Origin of the sequence: Pseudomonas sp. Root569 (genome assembly GCF_001427465.1) — a bacterium.
GTDB classification, from domain to species: domain Bacteria; phylum Pseudomonadota; class Gammaproteobacteria; order Pseudomonadales; family Pseudomonadaceae; genus Aquipseudomonas; species Aquipseudomonas synxantha.
This window is the reverse complement of sequence record NZ_LMGQ01000027.1, coordinates 227,790-247,368: the sequence shown is the minus strand read 5'-3', so window position 1 is coordinate 247,368 and position 19,579 is coordinate 227,790. Positions and strand designations below refer to the sequence as shown.

Genomic DNA, 19,579 nt, shown 5'->3' with positions numbered 1-19,579 from the left:
CTACCCGCAAATGCGCACAGAGAGAGGAGCTTATCGCAACAGCGTTAGAACGTAGACTGAATTTTCAGGCCGGCGACCAAGGCGTTGTCGACCTTATCCACGCCGCCAGGCTGGACTACGTATTGCAGGTTGGGGCGCACGGTCAGCCAATTGGTGACGTGGAAACCGTAGTTGAGTTCAACGTTGTACTCGGTCTCACGAATGGGCGTGTACAGCGGATTGTCATAGTCGCTCACACCATTGGCGGCGTTGAGCAGCTGGGAGTTCTTCTTCACGTCATCGTTGACATGCAGGCGAGCAACGCCAATGCCGACGTCATCTTTTGGACGCGCGTCGAATGGGCCTTTGTACACCAGCATCAACGACTGGTAGTTGTCGACCAGGTTGGTTTCCTTGTCGTGGAAGGTCGCGTTGGCAGCGATGTTCAAGCCACGGGAAGCGTCGCCGTTATGCGTGGTCAGTTGCTGTTGCGCAACGAACCAGTAACCTTTCTTGCTGCTACGGGTACGGAAGTCTGCGCCAGAAAGGACAGCATCGCCGCCGTTGACGTCTTCACGGACATCCGGGGCATCGGCGGCGCTTTTGTAGAAGCCCACACGGTATTCGCCCGGCAGGTTATTAACCTTCGGCGACCAGACCAATTCAACCGGAATCACAGTACCTTTGGTACCGCTACCGCTGAGTTTGAAGCCGTTGCCGTGCTCCAGCTGCGATGGGTTCTGGTTGTAGGCGCCGATTTGCGCATACAGCTCAGGCGTGATGTTGTACTTCACGCGGATCGCGGCCTGGGCAACCGGCCAGTTGTACCAGGTGTTGACGTAGTTACCCACCTGGGAGCCACAGAACGACAGGTTCTGGAAGTCGCACGGGAAGGTGTTGAAGTCTTCGCCTTCACCAAAGTAGCCGAGTTTCACGTCCAACTTGTTGTCGAACATCTGGTGCTGAATCCAGAACTGGGTCAGACGTACCATGTGGCCACGACCGTAGACTTCCTGGGACGAGCTCAAGGTGCCGGCACGCGGGTCACCAATACGGTCATTGGAGATGTTCTGACCATTACGATTGGTCAACTGGATCTTGGCCTGGGTGTTATCCCAGCCCCACAGTTTTTGCAGGTCCAGTGCCACGCCAAGACCAAACTGGTCAGAGTAGCGACCGGTCTTGTCGTCGTTGTAGCCGCCGTGGGCGTTGTAGCCCATTTCCCCAACGTAGTCGGCCTTGATGTCGATACCTTGCTCGATCAGCTTGGTCCGCGTTCCGCCCCAATCACCGGTCATCCATTTGGAATCGGCACTGAAGGCTTCGTCCGCCATCGCATTGGCGGACAAAACCAGGGCTGCTACTGCTGACAATTGGCAGATCAGCCGGGTGTTGTTGTGTTGCTTTTTCATCCCTACATCCTCGTCTTTATTGTTATTAAACTGTTTTTATCTAACGCGGGTTACATTTTTTAACTAAAACAACTGCTTATCTGCTTCAGCGACCCTTGAATTGGGTCACGTTGTCGGCATGCCCCTGTGCCGGCAGTGAAGCAGCGGTACCCAGTCGCTCACCGGTCTTGGCGTCAAACAGCAACACCTTGGCCGGGTCGAATTGCAGGGTCAGGGTCTCGCCTACCTGCGGTGCCACGTCCGGCGCCAGGCGGCAGCAGACCTTGGTGTCGTTGAGCTGCACGAATACCAGGGTGTCCGGGCCGGTCGGCTCGGTAACCTGGACTTCGGCACGAATGCTCGATGCACTGCTGCCCTCACCCGCCGCCAACATGATTTGCTCCGGGCGCAGGCCCAGGATTACATCGCGGTCTTCAAGGCCGGCGTCCGTCATGTTAAGCGCCAGTTCGCAACGGGCCTGGCCGCTGTCGAGCAGCGCCACCAGGCGACCGTCCTTGCGTTGCAGGCGCAGAGGCACGAAGTTCATCGGCGGCGAACCGATAAAACTCGCAACGAACTGGTTGGCAGGGTTGTTGTAGATCTCTTTCGGCGTACCGAACTGCTGGATGATGCCGTCCTTCATCACTGCCACCTTGTCGCCCAGGGTCATCGCTTCGATCTGGTCGTGGGTGACGTAGACGGTGGTGGTTTTCAGGCGCTGGTGCATCAGTTTCATTTCGGTGCGCATCTCGACGCGCAGCTTGGCGTCGAGGTTGGACAGTGGTTCGTCGAACAGGTAGATCTTCGGCCGACGCGCCAGGGCACGGCCCATGGCCACACGCTGTTGCTGGCCGCCGGACAACTGGCCGGGCTTGCGGTTGAGCAGGTGTTCGATCTGCAACAGCTTGGCCACCCGTGCTACTTCGGTGTCGATATCGGCCTGGGGCATCTTGCGGATTTTCAGGCCGAACTCGATGTTCTCGCGCACGCTCATGGTTGGGTACAGCGCGTAGGACTGGAACACCATGGCGATGTCACGGTCCTTGGGGCTCATGCCGCTGACGTCCTGATCACCGATCATGATCGCGCCGCCGCTGATGGTCTCAAGGCCGGCGATGCAGTTCATCAGCGTGGATTTGCCACAGCCCGACGGACCGACCAGGATCAGGAATTCGCCTTCCTTGATCGACAGTTCGATGTTCTTCAAGGTGTCGGGCAGGCCGGCGCCATAGGTCTTGTTTACATTGCGAAGTTCAAGCGTAGCCATGATTACCCCTTGACCGCGCCGGCCGTAAGGCCGCGCACGAAATACTTGCCTGCGATCACATAGACCAGCAGGGTCGGCAGCCCGGCGATCATCGCCGCCGCCATATCCACGTTATATTCCTTGGCCCCGGTGCTGGTATTGACCAGGTTGTTCAGCGCCACCGTAATGGGCTGGGAGTCGCCACTGGAGAACACCACGCCGAACAGGAAGTCGTTCCAGATCTGGGTGAATTGCCAGATCAGGCAGACCATGATGATCGGTGTCGACATCGGCAAAATGATCTGGCGAAAGATGGTGAAGAACCCAGCGCCATCCAGGCGTGCCGCCTTGATCAGCGCATCCGGGATGCTTACGTAGTAGTTACGGAAAAACAGCGTGGTAAACGCCAGGCCGTAGACCACGTGCACAAACACCAAGCCGGTGGTAGTGCTGGCCAGGCCCATCTTGCCGAGGGTGAACGACGCCGGCAGCAGCACGGTCTGGAACGGCAGGAAGCAGCCGAACAGCAACAGCCCGAAGAACAGCTGCGAACCCCGGAAGCGCCAGAACGACAGCACATAGCCGTTCAAGGCACCGATGGCGGTGGAAATCAGTACCGCCGGCACGGTGATCTTGATCGAGTTCCAGAAGTAGCCATCCACAGTGGCCCAGGCCTTGACCCAGCCGATGCCGCTGACCACGGTCGGCCAGCTCAGCAGGTTGCCGGTGCTGATGTCTTCAGGGGTCTTGAAGCTGGTGAGCAGCATCACCACCAGCGGTACCAGATACAGCAGCACCGCCAGGATCAGCACCGCGTAGATCGCGATGCGGCTCAGGCTGATGGCAGGTTTGGCAACGAGACTAGTCATTACGCTTGGTCCTCAGCTCGGAATACAGGTACGGCACGATGATCGCGAGGATCGCACCGAGCATCAGGATTGCACTGGCCGAGCCCATGCCCATCTGGCCACGACTGAAGGTGAACGAGTACATGAACATCGCTGGCAGGTCGGACGAATAGCCCGGGCCGCCGGCAGTCATGGCGGCCACCAGGTCAAAGCTCTTGATCGCAATGTGCGCCAGGATCATTACCGCACTGAAAAACACCGGACGCAGGCTGGGCAGCACCACGCTCCAATAGATGCGCGGCAGGCTGGCACCGTCGATCTGGGCGGCGCGGATGATCGACTGGTCGACGCCGCGCAGGCCGGCCAGGAACATCGCCATGATAAAGCCCGAGGCTTGCCACACGGCAGCAATCACCAGGCAATAGACCACGCGGTCCGGGTCGATCAGCCAATCGAGACGGAAGCCTTCCCAGCCCCAATCACGCAGGAGTTTGTCCAGGCCCATGCCCGGGTTGAGCAGCCATTTCCAGGCGGTACCGGTGACGATCATCGAGAGCGCCATCGGGTACAGGTAAATGGTGCGGATAAAACCTTCACGGCGGATTTTCTGGTCGAGGAAGATCGCCAGCGTCACCCCGATCACCAGAGTGATGCCAATGAACATGCCGCCGAATACGGCCAGGTTCTTGCTCGCGACCCACCAACGGTCGTTGTCGAACAACCGCTCATACTGCGCCAGGCCCGCCCACTTGTAGCTGGGCAGGAACGTGGAGGTGGTGAACGACAGCACGAACGTCCAAAGGATGTAGCCGTAAAAGCCCACCAGCACGATGAACATGCTCGGCGCCAGCACCAGTTTAGGCAGCCAGCGTTGCAGTGCATCGAACGGCGAGGCCTTGCTGAACACAGCAACAGAACTCATGGGAAAATCCAGTACAGGGAAAAAGGACTAACAGGTGAACCGAACCCTGTAGGGGCGAGCTTGCTCGCGAAGGACTTCAACGATAGCGCGTGCATCCAGGATGAACGCGGTGACCTTGAGTTTTTCGCGAGCAAGCTCGCTCCTACAGATAGCTGCGTTACTTGGCCGACTTGATCGCCGCGCCAAGCTTCTTGGCGGTGTCGGCCGGGTCGGCTTTCGGGTCATTGATGTAGTTGGTCACCACGTCAAAGAACGCACCTTGCACCGCCAGGGTAGTGGCCATGTTGTGCGCCATGCTTGGCTGCAGGCCGCCGGTCTTGGCGTCGGTCAGGAAGTCCTTGGCGGCGGTCTGGGCGCAGGAGTCGAAGCCGTAGGAATCCATTTTGTTCAGCATGTCGTTACGCACAGGGATCGAGCCCTTGTTGATGCTGAACACCTTCTGGAAGTTCTCACCCAGCACGACTTTGGCGATGTCCTGCTGACCTGCGGCAGTGCCTTTGTCTTTCTGCTTGAACACCGCCAGGGAGTCGATGTTGTAGGTGAAGGCTTTGTCGGTGCCCGGGAAGGCTACGCACTCGTAGTCCTTGCCGGCGACTTTCTTGGCCGCAGTCCACTCGGACTTGGCCCAGTCACCCATGATCTGCATGCCGGCCTTGCCGTTGATGACCTTGCCGGCCTCGAGGTTCCAGTCCTGGCCTTTACCGTCGACGTCCATGTAGGTCGCGACTTTCTTCAGCTCGGTGAGGGCCTTGACCATTTCCGGGCCGGTCAGCGCGCCGTTATCCAGGTCGACCAGGGCTTTCTTGTAGCCATCGGCGCCCATCACCGACAGCACCACCGCTTCGAACACGGTGCTGTCCTGCCAAGGCTGGCCGCCGTGGGCGAGCGCAATGAAGCCCGCAGCTTTTAGCTTGTCGCCGGCTGCGTAGAATTCTTCGAGGGTGGTGGGGTTCTTGGTGATGCCGGCTTTCTTGAAGACTTCCGGGTTGATCCACAGCCAGTTCACCCGGTGGATGTTGACCGGTACGGCAACGTAGTCACCGTCGTACTTGACGGTGTCGGAGACTTTCTTGTCGAGCAAAGAATCCCATTTTTCTGCTTTGGCGACGTCCTTGAGCACGTCGGTGTCGAGCAGGCCAGTGGACGCCCATTCCTGGATGTCGGGGCCCTTGATCTGGGCAACACCTGGTGGGTTGCCGGCGACCGCACGGCTTTTCAGCACGGTCATCGCGGTGGCGCCACCGCCACCTGCTACGGCACCGTCTTTCCAGGTGAAGCCGTCTTTCTCAACTTGGGCCTTCAGCACATCCACAGCCGCTTTCTCACCGCCTGAGGTCCACCAATGCACCACTTCAACCGTACCTTTGGAGTCGGCGGCAAATGCACTGAGGGGAAACAACGAGGCAATGGAAATAGCGACGGCGAGGCGATTAATCGCGTTCATCTGAGTACCTTTTCTTGTTGTTATGCATGCAAGTCTAGAGCTTGCGCTGCACGGAGTTTAAACATGGATTTGCAGGGTGCAGGTAACAAAGGGACGTACAAATGTCACCACTTGGTGACATAAACGCCCTGAGCTAAAGCGCTGGTCATGCTGGGCGACAAGGGTAGCGCCGGCAGCACCACCGCTTGCCAGGCATGGTACAGGTCCGGTTTGCCACCCCAGATCTTGCTGCTGGGCTGGTTGTGGGGGCTGAGCTCGTGGTGCCAGCTGCCGTTGTGGCGGTCGATAAAGTGGGTTTCGCAGAACTCCCAGATTCGGCGGTACCAGGTTTCGTAATGCAGCTCGCCGGTGCGCTTGAGCAGGGCTTGCGCGGCGGCGCTGGCTTCGGCGTGGGTCCAGTGCAGACGCTCGCGTACCACCGGGCGATGGTTCCAGTCCAGGGTGTAGACGATGCCGGCAGCGCCATCCACCGCCCAGGCGTATTCACAGGCACTGGCAAACAGGTTTTTCGCGTCGCTTACCAGCCAGTCTGGCGTGCTGAGCCCTGCTAGCAGGCGCGAGGCTTCAAGGTGCAACACCAGCCGGGCCCATTCGAAACCGTGGCCGGGGGTGATGCCATAAGGGCGAAAGCCATCGGCGGGGTTATCTTCGTTGTAGTCGAGCAGTGGCTTCCACTGCGCGTCGAAATGCTCGATCACCATGAACTGGTTGCCGGCGGCATGGGTGTGGATTACCCGCTCGACGATACGTAGTGCACGATCCAGCCAACGGCTGTCACCGGTCACATCAGCCAGCGCAAGGAAGGCTTCGGTCGCATGCATGTTGCTGTTGGCGCCGCGATAAGCTTCGACGCCGCTCCAGTCCTGGGCGAAGGATTCGAGCATGACGCCCTCCTCCTCGCTCCAGAAAAACTGGTCGATGATATGGATGGCGTCGTTCAATAAGGCCTGTGCACCGGGCGCGCCGGCCACTGCGGCAGAGCTGGCGGCCAGGGCGACGAAGGCATGCAGGTAAGCTGCCTTGCCGGTGTTGCCATCAAGGGCGTCGGGAGTGGCGAACCAGCCACCGTGCTCACTGTCGCGCAGCGGCCCGCCAAGGGCCTCGACACCATGGGCCACCAACTCGGCATAACCAGGCAGGCCCATGGCATGGGCCATGGCGAAGCTGTGGGTCATACGGGCGGTGTTCATGGTCTCGGCGTGGGCGTCGGCCGGCAGTTGGCCTTTATCGTCCAGGTTGCCGAAACCGTCCGGCAACCGCGATGCCTTGGCAAACGCCAGCAGGCGCTGGCCTTCGGCGGCGAGCCAGGCGTGATGGGCAGGTGCGTTCAGCCAACTGCTGGCAGGCAGTGGTTGGGTGGTCATGGGTAGCCCTTATTGTTTTTTGTGGGATGACCGGAGTCTAAACAAGGGCGCGGGAGGGGCAAGTAACGAAGGGGAAAAGAAATGTCACCGCTTGGTGACAATCCATGTAGGAGCGAGCTTGCTCGCGAAAAGCTAACAAGCACCGCGTTTATCCAGGATAACCTGCGTAATCGTTAACGTTTTTCGCGAGCAAGCTCGCTCCTACAGAGGACGATTGGTGGTCACTGACCCAGCGGTGTGGCTGCAGCAGGCGCATTGAGGCGCTGGTTCAGATTCTGCACCTGGCTTTGCAAGGTGGTGATATTGCGGGTGGTCTGGATGCGGAACACGTCGAACTCCTTGTTGGTCGGCGCATCGAGGTTGGCAGGCTGGTTTTCCTGGGCGCTCTTGAGTACCAGCACGTCCTGCTCGAGGCGGGCAATGGCCGCGCTTGGGTTGCCCTGCTTTTTCAAGGCCGCCACCTCGGTGGACAGGTCCTTGATCTCGCCTTGCGCCGCCTTGAGCGTTGCAACGGCATCGGTCAGGGCCTGCACCTCGCCTTGCAACTTGGCGTTCGCCGCCGTCAGCTCGGTGGTGCTGGCGGTCATCTGGGCCAAACGGCTGTCCAGTTCGGTGGCTTGGCCAGCCACGCCCAGCTGTTGCTTGTTCTGCTCCTGCAACTGGTCCTGCAACTGCTTAATCTGCAGTTTCAACGCTTCGCTGCCGTTGTTCACGTTGGCTTCACTGGCTACCACCTTGCCGGAAATAGCCTGCAGGCGCCCCGCCGCTTCCTCGCTGATCCGCGCAAAGCTTTCCTGGGTGGCGACCAACTGCTGGCCCATCAGCGAAATCTGCTGGAAGCTCCACCAGGCGAGGCCAGCAAAGGCGATCAACAGTGCGCCGACCAATGCCCACAATGGGCCGGTGCTGGCGCTCTTGACCTTGACCACGGGCGTCGCGCGCGAGCGCACCGACGTGGCGGGGGTCGGCACGAAATCATCGTCGTCCCCATGGTCGGCCCGCAGGGTGGGAACGTTGTCGAGGTCGTCATTTGCATCGTTACGCATGAATCTACCCTGAATCAATGAGGTGGCTGGCTGCAAAGCCGAGCGGCAGGAGTATAAACCGCACTCCCGGCGCATGGATCGACCCGGAACCTGGAATTCGGTTCCCGGTGTGTTGCTGGTTATGAGCTTATTTGAAGCCCGGGTCCTGAGCCTTCCACCAGCTGCAGAACTCGTCGAGCGCGGCCCACAGGCTGACCTTGGGCTCATAGTCGAGATAATGCCTGGCGCGGCTGATATCGAGGGTGAAATCCTTGTTCATCACCTGCATGCCCAGGCGCGATAACGCCGGCTCCGGCCGCCCCGGCCACATGGCGCAAAATGCCTCATTCAAGGCTGCCACGCTGTAGGACAAACCGTAGGATCGATACCGGGTCACTTGGGGCAGTTCCATTTGCCGCATTACATAGTTGACCACGTCCCACACCGGCACCGGCGCACCGTTGCTGATGTTGTAGGCCTTGCCCAACGCCGAACCGGGGGCGAGCAGGCTGCTGAGCAACGCTTCATTAAGGTTATGCACGCTGGTGAAGTCGACCTTGTTCAGGCCGTCGCCCACGATAGCCAGGCGATTTTTGCGCTGCATCTTCAACAGGCGCGGGAAGATGCTCATGTCGCCGGCCCCGGTAACGAAACGCGGACGCAATGCCAGCACTTCAAGGCCGAACTCCTGGGCCCCGAAGACTTTCTGCTCGGCCAGGTACTTGGTCGCGGCATAGGGATGCTTGAAACGCTTGGGCACTTGCTCTTCGGTGAGCCCCAAATGATCGCGGCCATCGAAGTAGATAGACGGCGACGACAGGTGCACCAGGCGCCCGACGCGCTGCTTGAGGCAGGCTTCGACCACGTTTTCGGTGACCAGCACATTACCCTGGTGGAAGTCCTGGTACTTGCCCCACAGCCCGACGGCACCGGCACAATGCACCACGGCTTCGACATCGCGGCACAGGTCGCGTACCAGGTCGGCATCATTCAAATCACCCTGGATAAACTCGGCACCACGCCGTACCAGGTGTTCCACACCTTCGGCGCGCCGCCCGTTGACCCGCACATCCAGGCCCTGCTCAAGGGCGAAGCGCGCAAAGCGCCCGCCGATGAAGCCGCTTGCGCCGGTGACCAGAATTTTCATGTAGTACTCCGTGTTCTTTCGTTTTTCATCGCTGTTGCCTTGACGCCTGCCGCTACTCCAACGGCACCAACCATTGGCCACACGCCTGGGCCAGATGGTCGGTCAACAGGCCTAACAACTGCCCGCCACTGCGCCAATGATGCCAGTACAGCGGCACATCGATGGGCTTATCTGGCAATAACTCGACCAATGCGCCGGTTTCAAGCTGGTCACGCACCTGCAATTCGGGCACCAGGCCCCAGCCCAGGCCGGCTTCCGTCAGGCGGATAAAGCCTTCGGATGACGGGCATAGATGGTGTTCAAAACCACCATTCACCCCAAGAGAGGCCAGGTAGCGGTGTTGCAGGAAATCATCCGGGCCAAACACCAGCGCAGGTGTGCGCGCCAATTGATCGGCCCGCACGCCCTCGGGAAAATGCCTGGCAATGAAGGCTGGGCTCGCCAGCGCGCGATAACGCATGGCACCCAGCAACAGGCTGCGCGCACCGGCCACCGGGCGCTCGCTGGCGCAGATACAAGCTGCCACTTCACCGGCACGCATGCGCTTGAGGCCAACCGTCTGGTCTTCCACCACCAGATCCAGCAGCAAGTGCTGTTCGGCGCAGAAGTCGCTGACGGCCTCTGCCCACCAGGTGGCGAGGCTGTCGGCATTCAGGGCGATGCGCAGGCGTTCGGGCATGCCCTCCTCGTCAAGGGCCGGCACCTGGCTTTGCAGGTCGCGCTCGAGCAAGCGCACCTGTTGCACATGGTTGAGCAAGCGCCGACCGATATCGGTGGGCGTCGGCGGCGAAGCGCGCACCAGCACCGGCTGGCCGATACGGCCCTCCAGCAATTTGATGCGCTGGGAGATGGCCGACTGCGACAACCCCAATACATGGGCGCCACGTTCAAAGCCGGCCTGTTCCACCACCGCCGCCAGGGCAGACAACAACTTATAGTCGAACATCAGTTTCTCTAATGAGCGATCAGCAATATTGGTTTTTCTTATACAGGCACGATGCGCATCATAGCCAGCACCGTTTGAGCATTCACAAGGATCCTTCAGTATGTGGCAGAGCTATATGAACGGATTGCTGGTGGCCCTCGGGCTGATCATGGCAATCGGAACGCAGAACGCATTCGTCCTCGCGCAAAGCCTGCGCCGCGAGCATCATTTGCCCGTCGCGGCTTTGTGCGTGATCTGCGATGCGCTGCTGGTGGCCGCCGGAGTGTTCGGCCTGGCCACTGTCCTGGCCCAGAGCCCGATACTGCTGGCGGTGGCGCGCTGGGGCGGTGCGGCGTTCCTGCTCTGGTACGGCGCGTGCGCGCTGCGCAGGGCCTGTTCGAAGCAAAGCCTGGATCAGGGAGCCAGCCTCAAGACCCGCTCGTTGCGCGCCGTCCTGTTGAGCGCGCTGGCGGTGACCCTGCTTAATCCCCATGTGTACTTGGACACCGTCCTGCTGATCGGCTCCCTGGGCGCGCAACAAACAGAGCCGGGCGCCTACGTGGCCGGCGCAGCCAGTGCATCGTTCCTGTGGTTCACCACCCTGGCGCTCGGCGCGGCGTGGCTGTCGCCCTGGCTGGCACGCCCGGCCACCTGGCGCCTGCTGGACCTGCTGGTCGCGGTGATGATGTTCACTGTGGCCTATCAATTGATCAGCGCCTGACAAATATTCCAAAACGCTCTGGAACCTCTATCCCACACAGTTGTTGCGTGGTTATGCCGCACCCCCGGTGCTATGATCAGACCCCTGCGCCGCAAAGAGTACAAACTCCCCGGCGCATGTCTGGCCGCCCGTGATCGGCCTTGCGCTCACCGCAACTGACCTGATTAGGAGAATCATCATGGCTTTCGAATTGCCGCCGCTGCCCTATGCACACGATGCCCTGCAGCCGCATATCTCCAAGGAAACCTTGGAATACCACCACGACAAGCATCACAACACCTATGTCGTGAACCTGAACAACCTGGTGCCAGGCACCGAGTTCGAAGGCAAGACCCTGGAAGAGATCGTCAAGTCTTCCTCGGGCGGCATCTTCAACAACGCCGCTCAAGTCTGGAACCACACTTTCTACTGGAACTGCCTGGCGCCAAACGCCGGCGGCCAACCGACCGGCGCATTGGCTGAAGCCATCAACGCGGCGTTCGGTTCGTTCGACAAGTTCAAGGAAGAATTCACCAAGACGTCCGTGGGCACCTTCGGTTCCGGCTGGGGCTGGCTGGTGAAAAAGGCTGACGGCTCCCTGGCCCTGGCCAGCACCATCGGCGCCGGCAACCCGCTGACCAGCGGCGACACCCCGCTGCTGACCTGCGACGTGTGGGAACACGCTTACTACATCGACTACCGCAACGTGCGTCCAAAGTATGTGGAAGCGTTCTGGAACCTGGTCAACTGGAAGTTCGTGGCTGAGCAGTTCGAAGGCAAGGCCTTCACTGCCTAAACAGCTCGTTCATTGAAGAGAGCCCGGCGATTGCCGGGCTTTTTTTTGCGCGCCAGATAGACCGCCCAAAAATACCGGAACCCAACAGTAACAATTCACCACACAAGCAGCAGGAGGAATAAACCTCCTGATTAATTTTCAATGTGGAGAATGTCGATGGATCCTATTTCGTTGGTAGCAGGTGCTGCGGGTGCAGTCCCACTGGTAGCGGGTATTGTTGATAAAGGTCTGGACTTGGCAAACGGCGCAATGGACCTCTGCAACAAAGCCATGGACATGGCCGGTGAAGGCTCGAAGATCGGTGGGCAAGAGCAACCGCCCCAAGAGCCGGTCAACTTTTAATCGTCGTCAACTCGAAGGCGGATCTCCTCCGCCTTCTCCCCTGCCGGGCTTTCAGCCCACAGCCCATTCTATAAGTTTGTCCAGCCAAAACCTCAATTGAGCCCAGGCCCCAATGTCCCTTTGACTGCCATCATCAGATTGCCAATACTCATGGCATATTGAAGGCCACCCGCATGAGACAAGGAATGCCCCTTTGAAGCTGGAACTCAAGAACAGCTTGTCGGTGAAGTTGCTACGGGTTGCGCTGCTGTCGGCCTTAATCGTGGGCGTGGCGCTGAGCGTGGCGCAGATCGTTTTCGATGCCTACAAGACACGCCAGGCCGTGGCCGGCGATGCCCAACGTATTCTCGACATGTTTCGTGACCCCTCGACCCAGGCCGTCTACAGCCTGGATCGCGAAATGGGCATGCAGGTGATTGAGGGACTGTTCCAGGACGACGCGGTGCGCATGGCTTCCATCGGTCACCCCAACGAGACCATGCTCGCGGAAAAGAGTCGCGCCTTGCAGCAATCCCCCAGCCGCTGGCTGACCGATCTGATTCTTGACCAGGAGCGTACATTCACCACGGCCTTGGTCGGCAAGGGCCCTTACAGCGAATACTACGGCGACCTGAGCATCACCCTCGACACCGCCACCTACGGCAACGGCTTTATTGTCAGTTCGGTGATCATTTTTATTTCCGGCGTCCTGCGCGCGCTGGCCATGGGCCTGGTGCTGTACCTGGTGTACCACTGGCTGCTGACCAAGCCGCTGTCACGGCTTATCGGGCACCTGACCTCGGTCAACCCCGACCGCCCCAGCGAGCACAAGATTCCTCAGGTCAAGGGGCACGAACGCAACGAACTGGGCCTGTGGATAAACACCGCCAACCAGTTGCTCGAATCCATCGAGCGCAATACCCACCTGCGCCACGAAGCGGAGTCGAGCCTGTTGCGCATGGCCCAGTACGACTTCCTCACCGGCCTGCCAAACCGCCAGAAGCTGCAGGAGCAACTGGACAAGATCCTCACCGACGCTGGCCGCCGGCAACGACGTGTAGCTGTACTGTGCGTGGGGCTCGATGACTTCAAGAGCGTCAATGAACAATTTACCTACCAGGCCGGCGACAAACTGCTGCTGGCCCTGGCCGACCGCTTGCGCGCCCACAGCGGACGCCTCGGTACGCTCGCCCGCCTGGGCGGCGATCAGTTCGCCCTGGTACAAGCCGATATCGACCAGCCCTACGAAGCCGCCGAACTGGCACAAAGCATTCTCGATGACCTGGAAGCGGAATTCGTACTCGACCATGACCTGATTCGCCTGCGCGCCACCATCGGCATTACGCTATTCCCGGAAGATGGGGATACTACCGAGAAGCTGCTGCAAAAAGCCGAGCAGACCATGACCCTGGCCAAGAGCCGCTCGCGCAATCGCTATCAGTTCTATATCGCCAGTGTCGACAGCGAAATGCGCCGACGCCGCGAACTGGAAAAGGACCTGCGCGACGCCCTGGGCCGCGACCAGTTCCATTTGGTCTACCAACCGCAGATCAGCTACCGCGATCACCGTGTGGTTGGCGTAGAAGCCCTGCTGCGCTGGCAACACCCGGAACACGGCCTGGTGCCGCCCGACCTGTTTATCCCCCTGGCGGAACAGAATGGCACCATCATCCCGATTGGCGAATGGGTGCTCGACCAGGCGTGCCGGCAACTGCGCGAATGGCATGACCTGGGCTTCACTGAACTGCGCATGGCCGTCAACCTGTCCACCGTGCAATTGCACCACACCGAGTTACCGCGGGTGGTCAACAACCTGATGCAGATCTACCGCTTGCCACCACGCAGCCTGGAGCTGGAAGTGACCGAGACCGGCCTGATGGAAGACATCAGCACCGCCGCCCAGCACCTGCTGAGCCTACGCCGCTCCGGGGCGCTGATTGCCATCGACGACTTCGGCACCGGCTATTCATCCCTGAGCTATCTGAAAAGCCTGCCGCTGGACAAGATCAAGATCGACAAGAGCTTCGTCCAGGACCTGCAGGATGACGACGACGACGCCACGATCGTGCGCGCCATTATCCAACTGGGCAAAAGCCTGGGCATGCAGGTGATTGCCGAAGGCGTGGAGACTGCCGAGCAAGAGGCCTACATCATCTCCGAGGGCTGTCATGAGGGCCAGGGCTATCACTACAGCAAACCCCTGCAGGCACGGGAGTTGGCCGCTTATTTGAAACAGTCCGAGCGCAATAACGCCGTCAGTCTCTGACCACGAAAAACGATACTGAATATTTCCCACGCATAAGCCTTTACACAAAATGCAAATCTTTCGCATTATGTCGCAGCTTTTGCGCTCCCCGCGCGCCCTATTCACCACCGAAGCAGGATGTTCGCCATGATTCGTATGCCCCTGGCCACCGCCAGTCTGCTGGCCATTGCCATTTCGCTCGCCGGTTGCGGCGAAGGTAAAGACAAGGCCGCCGCGCCTCAAGCTCCCGCAGCCGCCAGCGCTACCGCACCTGCGGCTGCCGCGGCAGGCCAGGTCGACGAAGCGGCTGCCAAAGCCGTGGTCGCGCACTACGCAGACATGGTGTTTGCGGTGTACAGCGATGCCGAATCCACCGCAAAGACCCTGCAGACCGCAGTCGATACGTTCCTCGCCAACCCGAACGACGAAACCCTCAAAGCGGCCCGTACCGCCTGGATCGCCGCCCGCGTCCCTTACCTGCAGAGCGAAGTGTTCCGCTTCGGCAACACCATCATCGACGACTGGGAAGGCCAGGTGAACGCCTGGCCCCTGGACGAAGGGCTGATCGACTATGTCGATAAATCCTACGAGCACGCCCTGGGTAACCCAGGCGCCAACGCCAACATCATCGCCAATAACGAGATCCAGGTCGGCGAAGACAAGGTCGACGTCAAGGACATCACCCCGGAAAAACTCGCCAGCCTCAATGAGCTGGGCGGTTCCGAAGCCAACGTTGCCACCGGCTACCACGCCATCGAATTCCTGCTCTGGGGCCAGGACCTCAACGGCACCGGCCCTGGCGCGGGCAACCGTCCGGCCTCGGATTACCTGACCGGTGACGGTGCAACCGGCGGTCATAACGAGCGCCGCCGCACTTACCTGCGCGCCGTGACCCAGCTGCTGGTCAGCGACCTGGAAGAAATGGTCGGCAACTGGAAACCCAACGTCGAAGACAACTACCGCGCCACTCTGGAATCGGAACCTGCCACCGACGGCCTGCGCAAAATGCTGTTCGGCATGGGCAGCCTGTCCCTGGGCGAGCTGGCCGGTGAGCGCATGAAGGTGTCCCTGGAAGCCAACTCGCCGGAAGACGAGCAGGACTGCTTCAGCGACAACACCCACTACTCGCACTTCTACGATGCCAAGGGCATCCGTAACGTCTACCTGGGCGAATACACTCGCGTTGACGGCACCAAAATGACCGGTGCCAGCCTGTCATCCCTGGTGGCCAAGGCCGACCCGGCAGCCGATTCGACCCTCAAGGCTGACCTGGCGGCGACCGAAGCGAAAATCCAGGTCATGGTCGACCACGCCGAGAAAGGCGAGCACTACGACCAACTGATCGCCGCCGGCAACGATGCGGGCAACCAGATCGTACGTGACGCCATCGCCGCACTGGTCAAGCAGACCGGTTCGATCGAAGCCGCTGCGGGCAAGCTGGGCATCAGCGACTTGAACCCGGACAGCGCTGATCACGAGTTCTGATCCGTACGCTGTTGAAAAGGCGACCTTCGGGTCGCTTTTTTTATACCTGTTTCAAACACTGCAGATCCCCTGTGGGAGGGGGCTTGCTCCCGAACAGCAGCGGACCAGCAACCACATGCTTCACTGACCCACCGCTATCGGGGGCCCCCCTCCCACATTTTGCTCCGTGTAACCTCAAGCACTCTGGTTTACATGCCCTGTACCGTAGGTAGAATGGCGCCTCTGCCCAATCACCCGAGCGAACTTCATGGCGTTGCCGACCCTACGCATCATTGGTTTCATCATCGGCATCTTCCTGATCACCCTTGCGGTCGCCATGGTCATCCCGATGGCCACCCTGGTGATTTTCGAACGCACCAGCGATCTGCCCTCGTTTCTGTGGGCCAGCCTGATCACCTTTATCGCAGGGCTGGCCCTGGTCATCCCCGGTCGCCCCGAACATGTGCATCTGCGCCCTCGGGACATGTACCTGCTGACGGTCAGCAGTTGGGTGGTGGTGTGCATCTTCGCCGCCCTGCCGTTTTTGCTGACCCAGCACATCAGCTACACCGATTCCTTCTTCGAAAGCATGTCGGGTATCACCGCCACCGGTTCCACAGTATTGAGCGGGCTGGACAGCATGTCACCGGGCATCCTGATGTGGCGTTCGCTGTTGCACTGGCTTGGCGGTATCGGCTTTATCGGTATGGCGGTGGCGATCCTGCCGCTGCTGCGCATTGGTGGCATGCGCCTGTTCCAGACCGAATCCTCGGACCGCTCGGAAAAGGTCATGCCCCGCTCGCACATGGTGGCGCGGCTGATCGTGGCGGCGTATGTGGGCATTACCATCTTCGGCAGCCTGGCATTCTGGTGGGCCGGCATGGGCTTGTTCGATGCGATCAACCACGCGATGTCGGCAATTTCCACCGGTGGGTTTTCCACGTCGGATGAGTCCCTGGCGCACTGGAAACAACCCGCGGTGCACTGGGTCGCCGTGGTGGTGATGATCCTCGGCAGCTTGCCGTTCGCCTTGTATGTGGCCACATTGCGCGGCAACCGTCGGGCGCTGATCAAGGACCAGCAGGTGCAAGGCTTGCTCGGCCTGTTGCTCGTGACCTGGTTGGTACTCGGCACCTGGTACTGGTGGACCACCAATCTGCATTGGCTCGATGCCTTGCGTCATGTGGCGCTGAATGTGACGTCAGTGGTGACGACCACTGGCTTTGCACTGGGAGACTATAGCCTGTGGGGCAACTTCTCACTGATGCTGTTTTTCTACCTGGGCTTTATCGGCGGCTGTTCGGGCTCTACAGCCGGCGGTATCAAGATCTTCCGTTTCCAGGTCGCTTACATCCTGCTCAAGGCCAACTTGAACCAACTGATTCACCCACGCGCGGTGATCAAGCAGAAGTACAACGGCCATCGCCTCGACGAAGAAATTGTGCGCTCGATCCTGACCTTTTCGTTTTTCTTCGCCATTACCATCTGCACCATCGCCCTGGCCTTGTCACTGCTGGGCGTGGACTGGATGACCGCCCTGACCGGCGCCGCCAGTACCGTATCCGGCGTCGGCCCGGGCCTGGGCGAAACCATTGGCCCGGCCGGCAACTTCTCCACCCTGCCGGATGCGGCCAAGTGGATCCTGTCACTGGGCATGCTGCTGGGCCGACTGGAGATTATTACCGTGTTTGTGCTGTGCATTCCGGCGTTCTGGCGTCACTGACCGCCGACATTGCCAGCAACCGCGCCCGGTATTCGCCGGGGGTGGCATCAAACCAGCGACGAAACGCACGGAAAAAGTTGCTCGGGTCGGCAAAACCCAGCAGGTAGGCAATTTCCAGCAAGGTCATGTTCGGCTGCGCCAGGTATTGCTCGGCCAGTTCGCGACGGGTGTCATCGAGCAAAGTCTGGAAGCTGGTGCCCTCTTCCTGCAGACGCCGCTGCAAGGTGCGCTGGGACAGGTGCAACGTCTGGGCCACCGCTTCGCGCTTGGGTTCACCCTGGGGCAGCAAACGGCACAACACCTGCCGTGCCTTGTGGGTCACGCGACTTTCAGAAAAACGCGCCAGGTATTCACCGGCAAAACGGTCATGCAGCAGTGCCATGGCTTCGTTGGCTGTGGGCAACGGCGCCTCCATGTCGGCTTGCTCGAAGATCAGCGCGTCATAGGGTGCATTGAATTGCAAAGGCGCATGAAAGGCCTGTTTGTACGGCGCCAGGTCCGCGGGTTGATCGCCCTGCAGCAGCACGTTGCGCGGTTGCAGGGTGCGTCCGGTAAGCCAGCCGCACAAGGCCAGGGCGCTGGCCAACGAGGCTTCGGCGCTTTGTCGGGTCGGCGGCAGGTGATCGCCATGCACCGTCAGAATCAACGCATAGCCTTCAGCTAAAAGTCGGAAGCTCAAGTCAGCGCTTTCGGCGATGATGCGCTGGTAGCGCACCAGTCGCATAAAGCCTTGGGCCAGGGTGTTGCTGGACATCAAGGCATAACCGGCGACATGAAACGAGGCAGGACGCACCACCTTGCCCATGTTCAGGCCAATCGCGGGGTTGCCGGACAACTCCACCGCCCGCTGCCACAGGCGAGTCATGGCATCCTGAGGGAAACGCGCGTCGGGGTCATTCAGCGCCGCATAATCCAGGCCCAGCTGCCTGAACAAGGCACGGCAATCCAGGCCGTCCATTTCCAGTGCCTTGACTATCCCCATCGCCCAGCTTGCAGAAGTTGTTCGTTCGCTCATGGCGTCTTCTTATTGGAAAGCAGGCTCAAACGGCAGCCAGGAAGCCAAGGATACTAAAATGGCATCTATTGTCACTGGCCGTTACCTCCAATGACTCTAGACTCAAATAAGCTCCCCGCCGAACATCTGTTGGGCGGTATAACAACCCGAGGGCCGGCAGTCGTGGAAAACGTCAAGAAATTCAACAGTTTTGCCGAGTTCTACCCGTATTACCTGAGCGAGCATGGCAACAGCACCTGTCGGCGCCTGCACTTTATCGGCACTACCTTGGTGATCGGCTTTTTCGCGTATGCCATTGGCAGGGGCTCACTGGTTCTTTTGCTGGCCTTGCCCGTCGCCGGCTACACCTTTGCCTGGGTCGGCCACTTTTTCTTCGAAAAGAACCGCCCGGCGACCTTCCAGCATCCCCTCTACAGCTTGTTGGGGGATTTTGTGATGTACCGCGACATGATCCTGGGCAAAGTGCCGTTCTAAGGGTGTGACCTCATGTCACTTGCGTTTGAACCATGAAAAAATGTGAATTCGCCGAGATAAAAGTCTTTTTGTCATTTACGGTGCTGTATCCTGCCAAGGCTTTTTGAGAGCGCGGAATCACCTGCGATTGAAAAAACAGACCTTGCGAGGAGCGACGACGATGCACGAGATACCTAATCTCCCCTTCCCAAGCCTGCACCCAACTGAGCAGCCAACACCGCAGCAGGCCAGCGACAAGCAGCCTGAGGCCAAAGAAGCAAAACCAGTCGACCGCGAAAGCCAGGACTGACGCCGTACCAGACCGTGTGGAAAGCGCACCTTTGAGCGCTTTCCACACTGCCTGAATCACCCGAGACCTTCATCATGACCACTACCCTTCCCGATACCCCGGACGCCGCCTTGCTCGACGCTGCCTTGCAGATGGTCGAAGTCTGGAACCGCCTCAGTGCAGACAAGCAGGCCGCATTGCTCAAGCGCTTCGGCACCCAGGAAAACGCCCTGGCGGCCCTGGTAACAACTCAACTGTTGGCCCCTGCCCAGGCTTGATGTG

General features: G+C 59.8%; 19 protein-coding genes. 9 read left to right on the top strand and 10 right to left on the bottom strand.

All coding sequences use genetic code 11. The annotated features are described in order from the left end of the window. Positions 1 to 44: 44 nt before the first annotated feature. The 9 genes from ASD70_RS24655 to ASD70_RS24615 form a co-directional block, all read right to left on the bottom strand. Positions 45 to 1,391 (bottom strand): carbohydrate porin, encoded by a 1,347-nt coding sequence (locus ASD70_RS24655; RefSeq protein WP_056847653.1) that lies wholly within the window; start codon positions 1,389 to 1,391, stop codon positions 45 to 47. 85 nt (positions 1,392 to 1,476) lie between these two features. Then, a complete protein-coding gene (locus ASD70_RS24650; RefSeq protein WP_056847652.1) occupies positions 1,477 to 2,637 on the bottom strand; it encodes an ABC transporter ATP-binding protein in 1,161 nt (386 codons plus the stop codon). 2 nt (positions 2,638 to 2,639) lie between these two features. Then, complete coding sequence (locus tag ASD70_RS24645; RefSeq protein ID WP_056847651.1) at positions 2,640 to 3,485, bottom strand: carbohydrate ABC transporter permease; 846 nt, start codon at positions 3,483 to 3,485, stop codon at positions 2,640 to 2,642. After that, positions 3,478 to 4,386, bottom strand: a complete 909-nt coding sequence (locus ASD70_RS24640; protein ID WP_034115703.1) for a carbohydrate ABC transporter permease — start codon at positions 4,384 to 4,386, stop codon at positions 3,478 to 3,480. Before ASD70_RS24640 ends, ASD70_RS24645 begins: the two co-directional genes overlap by 8 nt. A gap of 157 nt (positions 4,387 to 4,543) precedes the next feature. Beyond that, positions 4,544 to 5,830 (bottom strand): ABC transporter substrate-binding protein, encoded by a 1,287-nt coding sequence (locus tag ASD70_RS24635; RefSeq protein ID WP_046069263.1) that lies wholly within the window; start codon positions 5,828 to 5,830, stop codon positions 4,544 to 4,546. A gap of 104 nt (positions 5,831 to 5,934) precedes the next feature. After that, positions 5,935 to 7,194 carry a D-mannose isomerase gene (locus tag ASD70_RS24630; protein WP_056847650.1) on the bottom strand — a complete coding sequence of 420 codons (1,260 nt, stop codon included), beginning with the start codon at positions 7,192 to 7,194 and terminating at the stop codon, positions 5,935 to 5,937. A gap of 221 nt (positions 7,195 to 7,415) precedes the next feature. Continuing rightward, a complete protein-coding gene (locus ASD70_RS24625; protein ID WP_056847649.1) occupies positions 7,416 to 8,240 on the bottom strand; it encodes a hypothetical protein in 825 nt (274 codons plus the stop codon). A 127-nt stretch (positions 8,241 to 8,367) separates the two neighbouring features. After that, entirely contained in the window at positions 8,368 to 9,366 is a 999-nt protein-coding gene (locus tag ASD70_RS24620; protein ID WP_046069266.1) for an NAD-dependent epimerase/dehydratase family protein, read from the bottom strand. Positions 9,367 to 9,418: 52 nt separating this feature from the next. After that, positions 9,419 to 10,312 carry a LysR family transcriptional regulator ArgP gene (locus ASD70_RS24615; protein WP_046069267.1) on the bottom strand — a complete coding sequence of 298 codons (894 nt, stop codon included), beginning with the start codon at positions 10,310 to 10,312 and terminating at the stop codon, positions 9,419 to 9,421. A gap of 100 nt (positions 10,313 to 10,412) precedes the next feature. Between ASD70_RS24615 and ASD70_RS24610 the strand changes: the two genes are divergently transcribed. The 6 genes from ASD70_RS24610 (at position 10,413) to ASD70_RS24585 (ending at position 17,540) form a co-directional block, all read left to right on the top strand. After that, positions 10,413 to 11,012, top strand: coding sequence for a LysE/ArgO family amino acid transporter (locus ASD70_RS24610; RefSeq protein ID WP_046069268.1), 600 nt, complete (start codon positions 10,413 to 10,415; stop codon positions 11,010 to 11,012). A 178-nt stretch (positions 11,013 to 11,190) separates the two neighbouring features. Further along, the gene (locus tag ASD70_RS24605) at positions 11,191 to 11,787 is read left to right on the top strand and encodes a superoxide dismutase (protein ID WP_043049045.1); all 597 of its coding nucleotides are present in this window, start codon (positions 11,191 to 11,193) and stop codon (positions 11,785 to 11,787) included. 156 nt (positions 11,788 to 11,943) lie between these two features. Then, the gene (locus ASD70_RS24600; RefSeq protein ID WP_056847648.1) at positions 11,944 to 12,129 is read left to right on the top strand and encodes a hypothetical protein; all 186 of its coding nucleotides are present in this window, start codon (positions 11,944 to 11,946) and stop codon (positions 12,127 to 12,129) included. Between the two features lie 193 nt (positions 12,130 to 12,322). Beyond that, on the top strand, positions 12,323 to 14,374 hold the full coding sequence (locus ASD70_RS24595; RefSeq protein ID WP_056847647.1) for a putative bifunctional diguanylate cyclase/phosphodiesterase: 2,052 nt from the start codon (positions 12,323 to 12,325) through the stop codon (positions 14,372 to 14,374). A 126-nt stretch (positions 14,375 to 14,500) separates the two neighbouring features. Then, a complete protein-coding gene (locus tag ASD70_RS24590) occupies positions 14,501 to 15,838 on the top strand; it encodes an imelysin family protein (protein WP_046069271.1) in 1,338 nt (445 codons plus the stop codon). Positions 15,839 to 16,085: 247 nt separating this feature from the next. Continuing rightward, on the top strand, positions 16,086 to 17,540 hold the full coding sequence (locus ASD70_RS24585; RefSeq protein WP_046069272.1) for a TrkH family potassium uptake protein: 1,455 nt from the start codon (positions 16,086 to 16,088) through the stop codon (positions 17,538 to 17,540). Here ASD70_RS24585 and ASD70_RS24580 read toward each other — a convergent pair. Further along, positions 17,497 to 18,555, bottom strand: a complete 1,059-nt coding sequence (locus ASD70_RS24580) for an AraC family transcriptional regulator (protein WP_046069273.1) — start codon at positions 18,553 to 18,555, stop codon at positions 17,497 to 17,499. The genes ASD70_RS24585 and ASD70_RS24580 overlap by 44 nt on opposite strands. A gap of 162 nt (positions 18,556 to 18,717) precedes the next feature. On the opposite strand from ASD70_RS24580, the gene ASD70_RS24575 reads away from it, so the two are divergent. The 3 genes from ASD70_RS24575 to ASD70_RS24570 all read left to right on the top strand — a co-directional run bounded on the left by ASD70_RS24575 (position 18,718) and on the right by ASD70_RS24570 (position 19,575). Then, complete coding sequence (locus ASD70_RS24575; RefSeq protein WP_056847646.1) at positions 18,718 to 19,029, top strand: DUF962 domain-containing protein; 312 nt, start codon at positions 18,718 to 18,720, stop codon at positions 19,027 to 19,029. Positions 19,030 to 19,189: 160 nt separating this feature from the next. Next, complete coding sequence (locus ASD70_RS29755) at positions 19,190 to 19,318, top strand: hypothetical protein (protein WP_255320444.1); 129 nt, start codon at positions 19,190 to 19,192, stop codon at positions 19,316 to 19,318. 74 nt (positions 19,319 to 19,392) lie between these two features. Beyond that, a complete protein-coding gene (locus ASD70_RS24570) occupies positions 19,393 to 19,575 on the top strand; it encodes a hypothetical protein (RefSeq protein ID WP_056847645.1) in 183 nt (60 codons plus the stop codon). Positions 19,576 to 19,579: the final 4 nt, after the last annotated feature.